We start from the raw sequence: 15,026 nt of genomic DNA, 5'->3' as shown, positions 1-15,026 counted from the left end.
GGCGCATGGGTGTCCCCGCGCTGCTGCTCGCCGTCGCGGCGCTGCTGATCCTCGGCACCACGCAGCTCGCCGCCTGGGGCCTCCTCAAGCGCAACGGGTGGATCGGGATCCGCACGCGGCCCCTCATGGCGAGCGACGAGGCCTGGCGCGCCGGGCACGTGGCCGCGCTCCCCGCGCTCCGCAGCACCTGCCTGCCCGTCGCGATCGGCGGCGTCATCGGCGGGATCGCGGCCGGCGCCGGGATGAACAGCGTCGCCAGCTGGGGCGGGCTGCTGCTCCTGGGCGGCATCGTCTGGAGCACGTTCCGGGCGGGGCAGGCGGCGAAGCGGGTCGCCCGGCGACGCGAGGCCGAGCGGCAGGACGCCGAGCGGTACGGGCCGCCGCGCATCCGGCGCGACTAGGCCGGCGCGGCCGCCGCGCGCAGGGCGTCGCCCACGGCGTCCAGGCGCTCCCGCCCGATGAGGCCGAGGTGGTACACGTACGTGTCGTCGAGCCCGCGCACGGCGTCGGGCCAGCCCGCGCGGATGCTCGCGGGGGTCGCCGGCGGCAGCGCCCAGAGGTAGCCGCCGAGGCGCGTGCCGGGCAGCCGGTCCCGGAGCGCGCGCATCGCCTCCGCGTCGTGCGCCACGGCGTCGAGCACGACCGCGCCGTCCACCTCGTCGAGGTCGTCGAGGAGCGCGGCGAACGGGCCGGTGGCCCACGGATCCGCCTGCGCGTGCACCACCACGCGCGCAACGCCCGCGGCGCGCGCGGCGGCGACGCACGCGTCGAGGAGCATCCGCCGGGCCCGGCCGCGCACGCGCAGCACGGCGTCGAGGCCCGCGAGCCCGCCGCCGGCGTCGACGCGGGCGCGCACCTCGGCACGGAGCGCGTCCGGATCCTCGCCCTCCTCCGCGAGCAGCGCCGCGCACGCCGTGCAGAAGCAGATGGAGAGCAGCGCCTCCTGCTCTGCCGACCAGTCGGCGCCCGCGGTCTTCTCGTGGTGCCCGAGGTGGCCGACTCCCATCGGGCCGCACGCCTCGAGCATCACGCCGTCGAGGTCCGCCGCGGCGGCCGTCTCCGCGACCAGGGCCGTCGCGTACTCGCGCACCTCGGCGCGCGCGGGGCAGAGCGCGTACGGGTACGCCTCGCCGAACGCGTTGACGACGCGGCTGGCCGGGTTGCGGGTGCCGACCGACGTCGAGTGGGTGAGGACGATCCACGCCTCGACGCGCAGGCCCGCCGCGCGCGCGACCCGGGCGGCGCGCGCGAAGGCGTCGGGCCCGACCCAGGGCGTGTCGTCGTCGGGACGGAGCCCGCCCCACGCCCCCTCGCGAACGGGCAGGTAGAGCGCGGCGGAGCGCGCGTCGACGATGCGGTGCCGCGGATGCAGCGGCGTCGCGGCCCGGACCGAGTGGTACGCCGCCGCGATGGCCACGCCGTCGGCACCTGCGGCCCGCACGCGGGAGGCTGCATCGGGATCGTCGATGAGGTCCCACGGGTAGGCGCAGAACGCGACGCTCACCGCACGCCCGCCGACCGGAGCGTCTGGGCCAGCCGGTCCGAATGCGCGCGGATGATGCCCGCGACGCGCTCGACCTCCTTCGTCGTCGCGCGGTCGATCGGCATGGAGCAGCTGATCGCGTCGGTCGCTGGGATCCGGTACCCCACGCTCACCGCCACGCAGCTGACGCCGGCCAGGTTCTCCTCGCGCTCGTGCGCGTAGCCCCGCTCGTGCGCCCGGTCGAGCTGCGCGTCGAGGGCCGCGCGATCCGTCACGGTCTGCGGGGTGAGCGCGGCGAGCCGGCCGGATCCGAGCGCCTCCCGCCGCTCGTCGTCGCTGAGCTCGGCGAGCAGCGCCTTGCCGAGCGACGTCGCGTGCGCGGGCAGCTGCCGGCCGACGCGCGAGGTCGCGCGCCGGGACTCGGTCGTCTCGCGCGTGGCGAGGTAGAGCACCCGGTCGCCCTCGCGGCGCGCGTAGTGCGCGGTGTACCCGGTCTCGTCGCGGATCCGCTCGAGGGCGGCGAGCGCGTGCGGCAGCGCCCGGTCGCGGTCGAGGTAGGCGGTGCCGACGACGAGCGCGCGGGATCCGATGGACACGTGCGTGCCGTCCTGCAGCATCTCGATCCAGCCGCTCGCGGCCATGGTGTGCAGCAGCTGGTGCAGGCTCGAGCGCGGGTAGCCGGACGCGCGGTGGAGGTCGACGACCGCGACGGGTTCGACCGCCTCGGCGAGGCGCTCCAGGAGCCCGAGCGTGCGCTCGGCGGACTTCACCGGGGTGACGACCCGCCGCCCGTCGGAGGGGCCCGCGGTCACCACGGCTCCCCCAGCGGGTGCGCGTCGGCGGCGAACTCGCCGCCGATGAGCCCGTTCGCGTCCCGGTCCTCCCCGTCGCCGGCGCCCGCGAGGACCGCGGCCGCGAACGCCTCCGAGTCGTCCTCGGGGTGGTAGCCGATGCGCTCCCCGGCGTCGGGCGAGAACCAGGCGCGCGTGTTGCGCGAGACGCCCCAGACGACGTGCGCCCCGGGGGCGTCGAGCACGGCGGCGGCCTCGACGAGCCGCGCCAGGTCCGGGAGGGAGAGCCAGGTGGAGAGCGTGCGCCGGCTCACGGGCCGGTCGAGCACGCTCCCGATCCGCACCGACACGACCGACAGCGCGTGCCGGTCGGCGAAGACCGAGCCGAGCGCCTCCATCGCCGCCTTGCTCGCCCCGTAGTAGCCGTCGGGACGCGGCTCGAGCCGGTCGACGGGCTCGGCGGGGACGGGGTGGAAGCCCACGGCGTGCGTCGAGCTCGCGAGCATCACGCGGCGGACGCCCGTGTCGCGCGCCGCCTCGAGCACGATGCGGGTGCCCTCCACGTTCGCGTCGGCGAGAGCCGCCCACGGGCGCTCGCGGCTGAGGCCGCCGAGGTGCACCACGACGTCGGCGTCGCGGATGGCCTCGCGGACCGCCGCGGCGTCCGTGACGGAGGCGATCACGGCCGTCTCGCCGTCCACCGGATCCGGGTCGACGAGGTCGAGGAGGACCAGCCGGTGCCCGGCCGCGCGGAGGAGGGGCCGCACCCCGCGGGCGGCGGCCCCGGCGGCCCCGGTGATCACCATGCGTCGTGCGTCCATGCCCGCCCCCCTGCGGCCCGTCGACGTTGACGGCGGGTCCGATGCGGCCTACGTTAGCAGCGCATTCATGCTGCTGGTATGCATTCGCGTACATGAACGCGAGGGAGGGTTCCATGATCATCCACGACCTCGTGGTCACCCCCATCGCCTTCCGTGACCCGCCCCTCCTCAATGCCGACGGCGTGCACGAGCCGCTCGCGCTGCGCACCATCGTCGAGCTCGTCGTCGACGGCGGGGTCGTCGGCCTCGGCGAGGGGCAGGGCGGCGAGGTCGTGGCGGCGCGCGTGGCGTCCGTGCGCGACGCCGTCGTCGGCCTCCGCGTGACCGACCTCCACGGCATCGAGCGGGCGGTGGACGCCGCGCTCGGCGGGGACGCCGGACCGCTCAGCCGCCAGGAGCGCCGCGTCGTCCTCTCGATGATCGACGTCGCCGCGCACGACGCGTGGGGCCGGATCACCGGGCTGCCCGTGAGCGAGCTGCTCGGCGGGCGCGTGCGGGACGCCGTGCCGTACAGCGCGTACCTCTTCTACAAGTGGGCCGCGCACCCGGGAGAGGACCCCGACGCGTTCGGCGAGGCGCTGGATCCCGCGGGCGTCGTCGCGCAGGCCCGCCTCCTCATCGACCGCTACGGCTTCGGCTCGATCAAGCTCAAGGCCGGGGTGTTCCCGCCCGACCAGGAGGTCGCCGCGATCCGCGCCCTCGCCGAGGCGTTCCCGTCGCACCCGCTGCGCATCGACCCGAACGGCGCGTGGACGCACGAGACGGCGCTGCGCGTCGCGGCCGAGCTCGACGGCGTGCTCGAGTACCTGGAGGATCCCGTGCTCGGCATCGACGGCATGGCACGCGTCGCCGCCCGGGTGCCGCAGCCGCTCGCCACGAACATGTGCGTCGTGACCTTCGAGCAGATCCGCGAGGCGTTCGCGAAGGACGCCGTGCAGATCGTGCTCTCCGACCACCACTACTGGGGCGGGCTCGCGCACACCCGGGAGCTCGCGGCCATCTGCCGCACCTTCGGGGTCGGGCTCTCCATGCACTCCAACTCGCACCTGGGGATCTCGCTCGCGGCCATGACGCACGTCGCCGCCGCCAGCCCCGAGCTCGCGTACGCCTGCGACACGCACTACCCGTGGAACCGCGGCGACGACGTGATCGTGCCGGGCGCGCTCGAGATCGTCGACGGATCCGTCGCCGTGCCGACCGCCCCCGGCCTCGGCGTCGAGCTGGACCGTGACGCCCTCGCCCGCCAGCACCGCGTGTTCGTCGAGTCGGGGCGCAGCGCGCGCGACGACTCCGGCTACATGACGAGCATCCAGCCCGCCTACGACCCCACCCTCCCGAGGTTCTGATGACGACGACCGACACCGCCGCCCACCCCGCGCCCGCCGCCGCACCCGCGACCGCTGGCCTCCTGCCGCCCTTCGAGGGCGTGCTCTTCTTCCCCGTCACGCCGTTCGACGCCGCCGACCGTGTCGACGTCGACGTGCTGGCCGCGCACGTGTCCCACGGCCTCGACCAGGGCGCGGGCGCCGCCTTCGTCGCGTGCGGCACGGGCGAGTTCCACGCGCTCGACATCGACGAGTACGCCCAGGCCCTCCGCGCCGGGGTCGCCGCGGCGGGCGGCCGGCACCTCGTCATCGCCGGGGTCGGCGGCCCGCTCGGGCACGCCCGGCGCTGCGCGCGGCTGGCCACCGAGCTCGGCGCCGACGGGATCCTCGTGCTCCCGCCGTACCTCGTCGCCGGCCCGCAGGAGGGCCTCGCCGCCTACGTCGAGGCCGTCGCCCGCGCGACGCCGCTCCCCCTCATCGCGTACCACCGCGGCACCGCGCAGTTCACGGAGGCCACGGTCGAGCGGCTCCTCGCACTGCCGACGCTCGCGGGGATCAAGGACGGCGCGGGCGACGTGGCCCTGTTCCAGCGCTTCGTGCTCGCCGCGCGCCGGGCCGGGCGCCACGACGTGCAGTTCTTCAACGGGCTGCTCACGGCCGAGTCGAGCCAGGCCGCGTACCGGGCGATCGGCGTGCCGCTGTACTCGTCGGCCGTGTTCGCGATGGCGCCCCGCATCGCGGGCGCCTTCCACGCGGCGTACCGCGCGGACGACCACGAGCGGCAGCGGTCCCTCCTCCACGAGTTCTTCACGCCGCTCGTGCGCCTGCGCGACGAGACGCCCGGGTTCGCGGTGTCGCTGATCAAGGCGGGGCTGCGGCTCGGGGGCGTGCCCGTGGGATCCGTGCGCGCCCCGCTCGTGGATCCGTCGCCCCGGCAGCTCGCCGAGCTCGAGCGGATCCTCGCCCACGGGGAGGACGTGGTCGCCTGAGCCGTCAGGCCGCGTCGTCCAGCTGCGCCCGCAGCGCGTCCGCCGTCGTCACCGGGAGGCGGCAGACGAAGTCGGCGCACAGGTACGCGGTGGCGGCGGATCCCGCGGCACGGTCCGCGAGGAGCTCGAAGCCCGCGTCGGCCCACGCGCGCGCGGCCGTCTCGGTGACCACGAGCGCCACGTCGGGCGGGCGGATGCGGCCGCGCGCGAGCTCCGCGAGCGGGTCGCCCGCCGCGTCGGCGCCGTCCGGCAGCACCACGACGAGCTGGCGGCCGGCCGCCTCGAGCGCCACCGCCTGCTCGAGCGCCCCGCCGAACGCGATCGGCCGGGTGACGCCGCCCGCCGCGACCGTCGCGAGCGCGGCGCGGGCCGCCCGCTCGTAGCGCGGATCCGCCGTCAGCCGCCCGAGCACGCGCGCGGCCGAGGAGGCGGCGGTGAGGCCCGACGGGTAGGCGCCCTCGGACGGGTCGGCGGCGAGGTCGAGGCCGAAGCCCGCGAGCACCGGATCCGCGCCCGTGGGCACGCGGAACCCCGCGGCGCCGGGCTGCGACTGTCCCGACCCGGGCTGCCCGGCGGCGGCTTCGCCGGCGTCGGCGTCGGCGGCATCGACGAGCGCGTCCACGATCCCGCGGGCCCGCACCGCGTAGCCGACCTCGCCGGTCGCCAGCGCGAGCGCGAGCAGCCCGTCGGCGAGCATCCCATGGTCCTCGAGCGTCGCGACCGCGGGCGACACGCGCCCGTCGATCGACGCGCGCACGAGCGACCCGTCGGCGCGCACGTGCTCCTGGAGCAGCATGTCGGCGGCGGCGCGGGCCGCGTCGCTCCACGCGGGCCGGCCGAACGCGCGGCCGGCCCGGGCGAGCGCGCCGATCGCGAGCCCGTTCCAGCCGGTGAGCACCTTGCCGTCGACGGCCGGCGGCTCCTCGGCCGCGCGCCCGGCGGCGTCGAGCGCGTAGTACCCGCCCTCGACGCGGCGCCCGCCGACCGTGCTCTCGGAGTCCTGCGCCGACGCGAACCCGCCGGACGCGCGCCGCAGCGTCCCCGTGAGGAACGCCGCGATCCCCGCCGCGACCTCCTCGTCCCCGGCGCGCGCGTAGGCGTCGAGGAGCAGGGCGTTGTCGTAGAGCATCCGCTCGTAGTGCGGCTCGGACCAGTCGCGGCGCGTGGAGTAGCGGAAGAAGCCGCCCTCGACCCGGTCGCGCAGGTCGGATCCGGCCATCGCGTCGAGGGTGCGGCTGACGAGCGCGCCCGTCGCCGTCGCGCGCTCGGGCGCGAGCGCCCCCGAGGTCGCGAGCGTGTCGAGCAGCAGCACCACGGGCGCGACGGGGAACTTGGGCGCGGATCCGAACCCGCCGTGCTCGGGGTCCTCGAAGCCCGCGAGCTCGGCGGCGACCCGGTCGAGGGCCGCGCCGTCGGGGAGCGGCGAGGCGACGGATCCGCGCGCGGACGCCTCGCGGATCGCGGCGCTCAGCTGCCCCGCGCCCTGCTCGACCTGGTCGCGACGGGTGGTCCACGCGTCGGCCACGGCGTCGAGCACCTGGCGGAACGACGGGTGCCCGGCGCGCGGCTCGGGCGGCGAGTAGGTGCCCGCGTGGAAGGTGCGGCCCTCCGGCGTCGTGAACACGTTGAGCGGCCAGCCGAGCTGGTCGGTGAAGGCGCCGGCCGCGGTGATGAGCGCCGCGTCGACCTCCGGGTGCTCCTCGCGGTCGACCTTGATCGCGACGAACCCGTCGTTGAGGCGCTCGGCGAGCGCCGGATCCGAGAACGTCTCGCGCGCCATGACGTGGCACCAGTGGCAGGTCGAGTAGCCGACCGAGACGAGCACCGGCACGTCCCGTCGCGCGGCCTCCGCGAACGCCTCCTCGCCCCACGGCCGCCAGTCGACCGGGTTGTCCGCGTGGCTGAGGAGGTACGGGCTGACGGCGTCGGCGAGGCGGTTGGGCATGCGTCCACGCTACGCGCGGGGCGCGGCGCCGACCCCGGCGTCAGATCCAGTCGCGCTTGCGGAAGATCCCGTAGAGCACGCCGCTCACGCCGAGCATGAGCACGAGGGAGAAGGGGTAGCCCCAGTCCCAGTGCAGCTCCGGCATGAGGTCGAAGTTCATGCCGTAGACGCTCGAGACGAGCGTGGGGGCGAAGAGGATGGCCGCCCAGCCGGAGATCTTGCGGGTCTCCACGCTCTGCCGGTTGCTCGACTCGCTGAGCTCGCGCATCTCCTCGTTCTGGCGCTGCCCGACGAGCGTCGAGTTCACGGTGAGGATGTCGCGCAGCAGCACGCGGAACTCCTCCACGCGCTCGTTCACGACGATGACGTGGTCGGCCACGTCGCGGAGCGCCTGCTGGAGGTCCTCGCTCACCTCGTACTTGCCGGATCCCGCCTGCAGCTGCTGCAGCATGCCGCCGAGCGGCCGCACCGCGCGCTGGAAGTCGATGACCTCGCGGGAGAGCTCGTAGATGCGGCGGGACACGGCCGGATCCCCGTCGAACACCTGGTCCTCGATCTCGTCGATGTCGTTGGCGAGGCCGGTGACGACGGGCGCGTACCCGTCGACGACGGCGTCGAGGATCGCGTACAGCACCGACTGCGGGCCGTGCGAGAGGAGCTCGGGCCGCTCCTGCATGCGCGTGCGGATCGCGGAGAGGTCGGGCGACTCGGCGTGCCGGACGGTGATCACGAAGTTGCGCCCGAGGAACACGTGCAGCTCGCCGCACTCCACCTCCTCGCGGTCGTCCACGTAGCGGGCGGCGCGCAGCACCGTGAAGAGCGTGGAGCTGTAGCGCTCGGTCTTGGGGCGCTGGTGGGCCTGGACCGCGTCCTCCACCGCCAGCTCGTGCAGGTCGAACTCCTCGGCGAGCGCCTGCAGCTCCTCGACCGTGGGCCGGTAGAGGCCGATCCACGCCATGGCCTCGGGCCGCTCGTCCAGCTCGCGGAACGTGTCGGCGAGGGTGGCGGGCGAGGCGACGCGGCAGCCGTCGACGTACACGCCGTTGTCGACGAGGCTCGGGCGGCGGACGCCCGTCGGGTCGGCCACGCCGTCCGCCTCCCGCTCGGCCCGCGCGCGCGACGCCCCGCCGCCGGCATGCGCGCCGAGGGGCGAGATGCCCCGGGCGACCACGGACTTCAGGCGCGTGCGGATGCGGTGCTGGGACATGACGGACACCGTACCCGCCGCAGGTGACGCGATCGCCCGCGCGGGGGAGCGCCCGGGTCAGACCACGGCGTCCGGGTGGCTGCCGACGCGTCCGGCGGCCTCGAGCGCGGTGATCCCGGCCATCTCCTCCTCGGTCAGCGCGAAGTCGAAGACGTCCGCGTTCTCGACGAGCCGCTCGCGGCGCGTGGTCTTCGGGAAGACGATCGTGCCGCGCTGCACGTGCCAGCGCAGCACGACCTGCGCATCGGTCCGGCCGTGGGCGCGGGCGGCGTCGCGCACGACCGGCGCGTCCGCGACGGCGCCGCGCGCGAGCGGGCTCCACGCCTGCACGGCGATCCCGTGCTCCGCGAGGTGCGCCGTGGTGTCCCGCTGCTGGTGCCGCGGGTGCAGCTCGATCTGGTCGACCGCGGGTGCCGGGAGCCCGGCCGCGTCCAGCGCCTCGAGGTGCGGCACGAGGAAGTTGGAGACGCCGATCGAGCGGGTGAGCCCCTCCTCGCGCGCCGCGGCGAGCGCCTCCCACGTCTCGACGTAGAGGCCGCGCTCGGCGGCGGGCCAGTGGATGAGGATCAGGTCGACCGCGGGGAGGTCGAGCCGGTCGAGGCTGCGGCGCATCGCCGCATCCGCCCGCTCGCGCCCGTGGTCGTCGTTCCAGACCTTGGTGGTGACGAACAGCTCGTCGCGCGGGACGCCGGACGCGCGGATCGCGCGTCCGACGCCCTCCTCGTTGCCGTACATGGCCGCGGTGTCGATGTGCCGGTAGCCGACCTCGAGCGCCTCGGCGACGACGCGCTCGGCGTCGGCGTCCGTCACCTTGTAGGTGCCGACGCCGAACTGCGGGATGGGGATCCCGTCGCCCATCGGCACCGACGGGATGGGCGTGCGGAGGACGCCGCCGCTCACGCGCCGAACCGCTCGACGAGCGTCCGCTTGAGGACCTTGCCGCTCGGCCCGAGCGGCAGCGCCTCGACCACCTCGACGCGGCGCGGGTACTTGTAGGACGCGATGCGCTCCCTCATGTAGGCGACGACCTCCGCGGCGTCGACCGTCGCGTCCGCCTTCGCCACGATCGCGGCGACGATCTCCTGCCCGTGCTCCTCGTGCGGCACGCCGAACACCGCGCACTGCGCGACGGCGTCGTGCCGGGCGAGCACCTCCTCGACCTCGCGCGGGTACACGTTGTAGCCGTTGCGCAGGATCATGTCCTTCGTCCGGTCGACCACGCGGATGTAGCCGTCGTCGTCGATCGTGCCGAGGTCGCCCGTCCGGAACCAGCCGTCGACGACCGCGCGCGCGGTGTCCTCGGGGCGGTGCAGGTAGCCGTTCATGAGGTTGTGGCCGCGGATCACGATCTCGCCGAGCGTGCCGCGCTCGACGAGCTCCACGCGGTCCTCGTGCTCGGGGTCGGCGATCTCCACCTGAACGCCCCAGATCGGTCTCCCGACGGTGCCCGGCCGGGCCTCGACGCCCACGTGGTTGAACGACGCGACGGGCGAGGTCTCGGTCAGGCCGTAGCCCTCGTGGATCTCCGCGTCGAACTGCTCCCGGAACGCGTCGATGACGGCGACGGGGATCGCGGCGCCGCCCGAGATGGCGTACCGGAGGTGCGGGCGCGCGGGGTTCCGCCCGGCCGCCGCGAGCAGGGCGTAGTACATGGTCGGCACGCCCATGAACACCTGCGTGTCGTGCTCGACCATGAGCGCGAGCGCGGTGTCGCCGTCGAAGCGCGGCACCATCACGATGGTCGCGCCCGCGCGGAACGACGCGTTCATGGTGCACGTCTGCCCGAAGGTGTGGAACAGGGGCAGGCAGCCGAGGATCCGATCGCCCGCGCGCAGGTCGAAGGTGTCGAGCAGCAGCACGTCGACCTGCATCACGAGCGCGAGGTGGCAGCCCTCGGCGCCCTTCGGCTGGCCCGTGGTGCCGGACGTGTAGAGGATCGTCGCGGTGTCGGACGGCCGGCGCGGCACGTAGGTGCGGATGGGCGTCGCGGCCTGCGCGAGCTCCTCCAGCCGGTCGGGTCCGCCCTCGGTGGCGGCGGGCACGAGCACGCTGATCACGGGCACGTCGGCGAGCGCGGCGCCCTTCGCGCCCTGCTCGAGCAGCGGTCCGGCGCAGACGAGGAGCGCGGATCCCGAGTCGCGCAGCACGTACGCGATCTCGTCGGCCTTGAGCAGCGCGTGCACGGGCACGACGACGCCGCCGAGCGCGAGCACCGCGTAGTAGACGCGCGGGAAGTCGGCGACGTTCGGGATGAGCATCGCGACGCGCGTGCCCTCCCCCACGCCGCGCTCGGCGAGGGCGCCGGCGTAGGCGCGCGTCTCGTCCCAGAGCTCGCGGTAGGTGGTGGAGACGTCCCCCACCACCACGGCGACGCGGTCGGCGTGCCGCTCGGCGGACTCGGCGAGGATCGCGGCGACCGAGACGGAGGCGAACCCGCCGTGGGGCTGCTCGTGCTCGGGCTGGAGGGGCGTGTCGGAGGTCATGGGCGGATCCCGTCGGTCGTCGTCGACTCGGACGACGGATGCCGCCCGTGCGCCCAGCGGTCCGGCGCCTCCCTCACGACGATAGCCACCGGCGCCCGCCCCCGGGGTGCTCGACGGCCCGCGGATAGACTGACACCAGCATGGAATCCAGCATCGCGTACCCGCCCGAGCTCCCCGTCAGCCGGATGCGCGATGAGATCGCCGACGCCATCCGCGACAACCAGGTCGTCATCGTCGCCGGGGCGACGGGCTCCGGCAAGACCACGCAGCTGCCGAAGATCTGCCTCGAGCTCGGCCGCGAGAGCATCGGCCACACGCAGCCGCGCCGTCTCGCCGCGCGCACCATCTCGGAGCGCATCGCGGAGGAGCTCGGCGGCGAGGTCGGCCAGCTTGTCGGCTACCAGGTGCGCTTCACCGACAAGGTCTCGGCCGACACCCGCATCAAGCTCATGACCGACGGGATCCTGCTCAACGAGCTGCAGCGCGACCGGCTGCTGAAGAAGTACGACACGATCATCATCGACGAGGCCCACGAGCGCAGCCTCAACATCGACTTCCTGCTCGGCTACCTCAAGCAGCTGCTGCCGCGCCGTCCCGACCTCAAGCTCATCATCACGTCGGCCACGATCGACCCGCAGAGCTTCTCGAGGCACTTCGGCGACGCGCCCATCGTCGAGGTGTCCGGGCGGACGTATCCGGTGGAGATCCGGTACCGGCCGCTCGTGGCCGAGGCCGCCGTCGCGGGCGAGGACGACGACCTCGCCGACGCCCCGCTCGAGCGCCCCGCCGACGACCGCGACTTCCTCGAGGGGATCAACGCCGCGCTCGACGAGCTGGCGGCCGAGTCGTCGGGCGACGTGCTCGTGTTCCTCAGCGGCGAGAACGAGATCCGCGACGCCGAGGACGCGATCCGCAGCCGGAACCTCCCGCACACCGAGGTGCTTCCGCTGTACGGCCGCCTCTCCTCGGCGGACCAGCACCGCGTCTTCCAGCCGTCGACGCAGGCGGGCGTCCGCCGCCGGATCGTGCTCGCCACCAACGTCGCCGAGACGAGCCTCACCGTGCCCGGCATCAAGTACGTGATCGACGCCGGCACCGCGCGCATCTCCCGCTACTCCGTGCGCTCCAAGGTGCAGCGCCTCCCCATCGAGGCGATCTCGCAGGCGTCCGCCAACCAGCGCTCGGGCCGGTCCGGCCGCACGAGCGACGGCATCGCGATCCGCCTGTACTCGGAGGAGGACTTCGCCCGCCGGCCCGAGTTCACGGAGCCGGAGATCCTGCGCACGAACCTCGCGGCCGTGATCCTGCAGATGGTGTCGCTCGGCCTCGGCGACATCGCCGCGTTCCCTTTCCTGCAGCCGCCGGACTCGCGCGGCATCAAGGACGGCGTGGACCTCCTCACCGAGCTGGGCGCGGTCGTCCGCTCCCCCGACGGCACGCCGGCGCTCACCAAGGTGGGCCGCGACCTGTCGCGCCTGCCCATCGACCCGCGGTTCGCGCGCATGGTGGTCGAGTCGCGCAAGCACGGCGTGAGCCGCGAGGTCATGATCATCGTGGCCGGCCTCACCATCCAGGACGTGCGCGAGCGCCCGCTCGAGAAGCGCCCGCAGGCCGACCAGCAGCACGCGCGCTTCGTGGATCCGTCGAGCGACTTCATCACGCTCCTCAACCTCTGGAACCACCTGGAGGAGAAGGAGGCCGAGCTCTCCTCCAGCGCGTTCCGCCGCATGTGCAAGGCCGAGTTCCTCAACTACGTGCGCGTGCGCGAGTGGAAGGACGTCTTCCGCCAGCTGCGCCAGCTCGCGCGCCCGCTCGACCTCCAGATGAACGAGCCGAAGGCCGACCCGGACGGGATCCACAGGTCGCTCCTCGCGGGCCTCCTCTCCCACATCGGGCTGAAGGACGCGCAGAAGAAGGACTACGTCGGCGCCCGGCAGTCCCGCTTCGTGGTGTTCCCCGGATCCGCTCTCGCGAAGAAGCAGCCCGACGCGATCATGAGCGCCGAGCTCGTGGAGACCAGCCGCCTGTTCGCGCGCACGAACGCGGCCATCGACCCGGCGTGGGCCGAGCCGATCGCGGGCGGGCTCGTGAAGCGCACCCACAGCGAGCCGCACTGGGAGAAGAAGCAGGGCGCGACGGTGGCGTGGGAGCGCGTCACGCTCTACGGCGTCCCGATCGTGCTCAAGCGGCGCGTGCAGTTCTCCCGCATCGACCCGGCGTACGCGCGCGAGCTCTTCATCCGGCACGCGCTCGTCGAGGGCGACTGGGAGTCGCAGCAGGCGTTCGACCGCGCGAACCGGAAGCTCCGCGAGGAGCTCGCCGAGGTGGAGGAGCGCACGCGCCGCCGCGACATCCTCAACGACGACGAGGCCGTCTTCGAGTTCTACGACAAGCGGATCCCGCGCGACGTCGCCTCCACGCGCGCCTTCGAGGGCTGGTGGAAGAAGGCCCGGCAGGAGACGCCCGACCTCCTCACGATGACCGCCGAGGAGCTCCTCGCCGAGGACGCGGTGGACGTCGACGAGGCCGCGTTCCCGCCCACCTGGCAGCAGGGCGACCAGCGCCTGTCCCTCACCTACCGCTTCGAGCCGGGCGCGCCCGACGACGGCGTCACCGTGCAGGTCCCGCTCGCGCTCCTCGCGCGCCTCAGCCCCGCCGGGTTCGACTGGCAGGTGCCGGGCATGCGGCGCGACCTCGTGACCGCCATGATCAAGGCCCTCCCGAAGGCGCTCCGCAAGAACGTGGTGCCCGCCGCCGACTGGGCCGATCGGCTGCTCGAGGGGCTGCCCGAGCCGGATCCGCAGCACCCGGTGGCCTTCACCACCACCATCGCGGGCCTCATCATGCGGAAGGCGCACGTGCGCGTCGCGGACGACGACTTCGACCTCGACCGGATCCCCGCCCACCTGCGCATGGCGTTCCGCGTGGTCGACGAGCGCGGCCGCGAGGTCGCCGCCGGCCGCGACCTCACCGAGCTGCAGGCGCGCCTGTCCAGCCGCGCGCGCGACAGCGTCGCCCGCGCCACCGCGCGTCCCGCCGAGCGCGTCGCCGGAGCGAAGGGCCCCGCCACGCGCGGCATGGAGCGCACGGGCCTCACCACGTGGGACCTCGACGAGCTGCCCCGCTTCGTCGACACCGCGCAGGGCGGCACGGGCGACAGCCGGCACGTCATCCGCGCGTACCCCGCGCTCGTCGACGAGGGATCCACCGTCGCGATCCGCCTCATGGCGACCGCCGAGGACCAGGGGCGCGCCATGCCCGGCGGCGTCCGGCGCCTGCTCGTGCTCGCCATCGCCAACCCCTCCGCCTACGTGAAGCAGCACCTCACGAGCCAGGAGAAGCTCATGCTCGCGACGAGCCCGTACCCCAACGTGCAGGCGCTCTTCGACGACTGCCTGCTCGCCTGCATCGACCAGGTGCTCGAGCGCGTGGCCCCCGGCGGCGCGATCTACTCCAAGGAGCTGTTCGAGACGGCGCGCGACCGCGTGTCCGGCGTCGTCATGGACTCGATGTTCGACACCGTGGCGCTCGTCAACCGCGTGCTCACGGGCGCGCGCGACGCCGAGCGGGCGATCAAGCAGGCCACGAGCATGCAGCTGATCGGCGCGCTCACCGACGCGCGCGAGCAGCTCGCCGGGCTCGTGCACCCGGGCTTCGTCTCGGCCACCGGGCTCGCGCGCCTGCAGCGCCTGCCCGCCTACCTGTCCGGCCTCACGCACCGCGTGCAGCGCCTCCCCGACCAGCCCGCGCGCGACCGCGCCTGGATGACCGAGGTGCAGAAGGCGACCGACCTCTACCGCGAGGCCGGCGGCGTGATCCCGTCCGCGCCGCATGCGCCCGAGTCGCTCGTCCACGCCCGCTGGATGCTGGAGGAGCTGCGCCTCAGCCTCTTCGCCCAGCACCTGCCGACGGCCGAGCCGGTGTCGCTGCAGCGGATCCGCAAGGTGCTCGCGGGCTGAGGGGGGCGTCGTCACCCCGGGCG

11 protein-coding genes are annotated in these 15,026 nt (G+C 74.5%); 4 read left to right on the top strand and 7 right to left on the bottom strand.

Annotated elements, in window-relative coordinates; genetic code table 11:
* Positions 1-5 precede the first annotated feature (5 nt).
* On the top strand, positions 6-401 hold the full coding sequence (locus FGI33_RS01225; RefSeq protein WP_119435714.1) for an SdpI family protein: 396 nt from the start codon (positions 6-8) through the stop codon (positions 399-401).
* Here FGI33_RS01225 and FGI33_RS01220 read toward each other — a convergent pair.
* Genes FGI33_RS01220 through FGI33_RS01210 form a run of 3 tightly spaced genes read right to left on the bottom strand, consistent with a single transcriptional unit; the run spans position 398 to position 3,095 of the window.
* Positions 398-1,504 carry a hypothetical protein gene (locus FGI33_RS01220; protein WP_237582137.1) on the bottom strand — a complete coding sequence of 369 codons (1,107 nt, stop codon included), beginning with the start codon at positions 1,502-1,504 and terminating at the stop codon, positions 398-400. The two genes, FGI33_RS01225 and FGI33_RS01220, sit on opposite strands and share 4 nt — an antisense overlap.
* Entirely contained in the window at positions 1,501-2,295 is a 795-nt protein-coding gene (locus FGI33_RS01215; protein ID WP_237582136.1) for an IclR family transcriptional regulator, read from the bottom strand. The genes FGI33_RS01220 and FGI33_RS01215 overlap by 4 nt, the downstream gene beginning before the upstream one ends.
* Positions 2,292-3,095, bottom strand: a complete 804-nt coding sequence (locus FGI33_RS01210) for an NAD-dependent epimerase/dehydratase family protein (RefSeq protein WP_119435123.1) — start codon at positions 3,093-3,095, stop codon at positions 2,292-2,294. Before FGI33_RS01210 ends, FGI33_RS01215 begins: the two co-directional genes overlap by 4 nt.
* 113 nt (positions 3,096-3,208) lie before the next feature.
* Here FGI33_RS01210 and FGI33_RS01205 point away from each other — a divergent pair, with 113 nt between their 5' ends.
* Positions 3,209-4,441 (top strand): enolase C-terminal domain-like protein, encoded by a 1,233-nt coding sequence (locus tag FGI33_RS01205; RefSeq protein WP_182623335.1) that lies wholly within the window; start codon positions 3,209-3,211, stop codon positions 4,439-4,441.
* Complete coding sequence (locus tag FGI33_RS01200) at positions 4,441-5,409, top strand: 5-dehydro-4-deoxyglucarate dehydratase (RefSeq protein WP_237582135.1); 969 nt, start codon at positions 4,441-4,443, stop codon at positions 5,407-5,409. Before FGI33_RS01205 ends, FGI33_RS01200 begins: the two co-directional genes overlap by 1 nt.
* Before the next feature lie 4 nt (positions 5,410-5,413).
* Here the strand turns inward: FGI33_RS01200 and FGI33_RS01195 are convergent, their stop codons facing one another.
* From FGI33_RS01195 to FGI33_RS01180, 4 genes are read right to left on the bottom strand one after another with little or no spacing between them, the layout of a single operon-like run.
* On the bottom strand, positions 5,414-7,354 hold the full coding sequence (locus tag FGI33_RS01195; protein WP_237582134.1) for a thioredoxin domain-containing protein: 1,941 nt from the start codon (positions 7,352-7,354) through the stop codon (positions 5,414-5,416).
* Between the two features lie 40 nt (positions 7,355-7,394).
* Positions 7,395-8,570, bottom strand: coding sequence for a magnesium and cobalt transport protein CorA (locus FGI33_RS01190; protein ID WP_119435445.1), 1,176 nt, complete (start codon positions 8,568-8,570; stop codon positions 7,395-7,397).
* A gap of 48 nt (positions 8,571-8,618) precedes the next feature.
* The gene (locus FGI33_RS01185; RefSeq protein ID WP_237582133.1) at positions 8,619-9,461 is read right to left on the bottom strand and encodes an aldo/keto reductase; all 843 of its coding nucleotides are present in this window, start codon (positions 9,459-9,461) and stop codon (positions 8,619-8,621) included.
* Positions 9,458-11,044 carry a long-chain-fatty-acid--CoA ligase gene (locus FGI33_RS01180; RefSeq protein ID WP_119434816.1) on the bottom strand — a complete coding sequence of 529 codons (1,587 nt, stop codon included), beginning with the start codon at positions 11,042-11,044 and terminating at the stop codon, positions 9,458-9,460. Before FGI33_RS01180 ends, FGI33_RS01185 begins: the two co-directional genes overlap by 4 nt.
* 140 nt (positions 11,045-11,184) lie before the next feature.
* Between FGI33_RS01180 and hrpA the strand changes: the two genes are divergently transcribed.
* Complete coding sequence (gene hrpA, locus FGI33_RS01175; RefSeq protein WP_237582132.1) at positions 11,185-15,003, top strand: ATP-dependent RNA helicase HrpA; 3,819 nt, start codon at positions 11,185-11,187, stop codon at positions 15,001-15,003.
* Positions 15,004-15,026: the final 23 nt, after the last annotated feature.

Source organism: Clavibacter phaseoli (genome assembly GCF_021922925.1).
Taxonomy (GTDB): Bacteria; Actinomycetota; Actinomycetes; order Actinomycetales; family Microbacteriaceae; genus Clavibacter; species Clavibacter phaseoli.
This window is presented reverse-complemented; position numbering and strand designations above follow the sequence as displayed.

Coding starts and splice junctions, on each gene's coding strand:
- FGI33_RS01225 (WP_119435714.1), top strand. CDS start 6: ATGGGTGTCCCCGCGCTGCTGCTCGCCGTCGCGGCGCTGCTGATCCTC.
- FGI33_RS01210 (WP_119435123.1), bottom strand. CDS start 3,095: ATGGACGCACGACGCATGGTGATCACCGGGGCCGCCGGGGCCGCCGCC.
- FGI33_RS01200 (WP_237582135.1), top strand. CDS start 4,441: ATGACGACGACCGACACCGCCGCCCACCCCGCGCCCGCCGCCGCACCC.
- FGI33_RS01205 (WP_182623335.1), top strand. CDS start 3,209: ATGATCATCCACGACCTCGTGGTCACCCCCATCGCCTTCCGTGACCCG.
- FGI33_RS01180 (WP_119434816.1), bottom strand. CDS start 11,044: ATGACCTCCGACACGCCCCTCCAGCCCGAGCACGAGCAGCCCCACGGC.
- FGI33_RS01195 (WP_237582134.1), bottom strand. CDS start 7,354: ATGCCCAACCGCCTCGCCGACGCCGTCAGCCCGTACCTCCTCAGCCAC.
- hrpA (WP_237582132.1), top strand. CDS start 11,185: ATGGAATCCAGCATCGCGTACCCGCCCGAGCTCCCCGTCAGCCGGATG.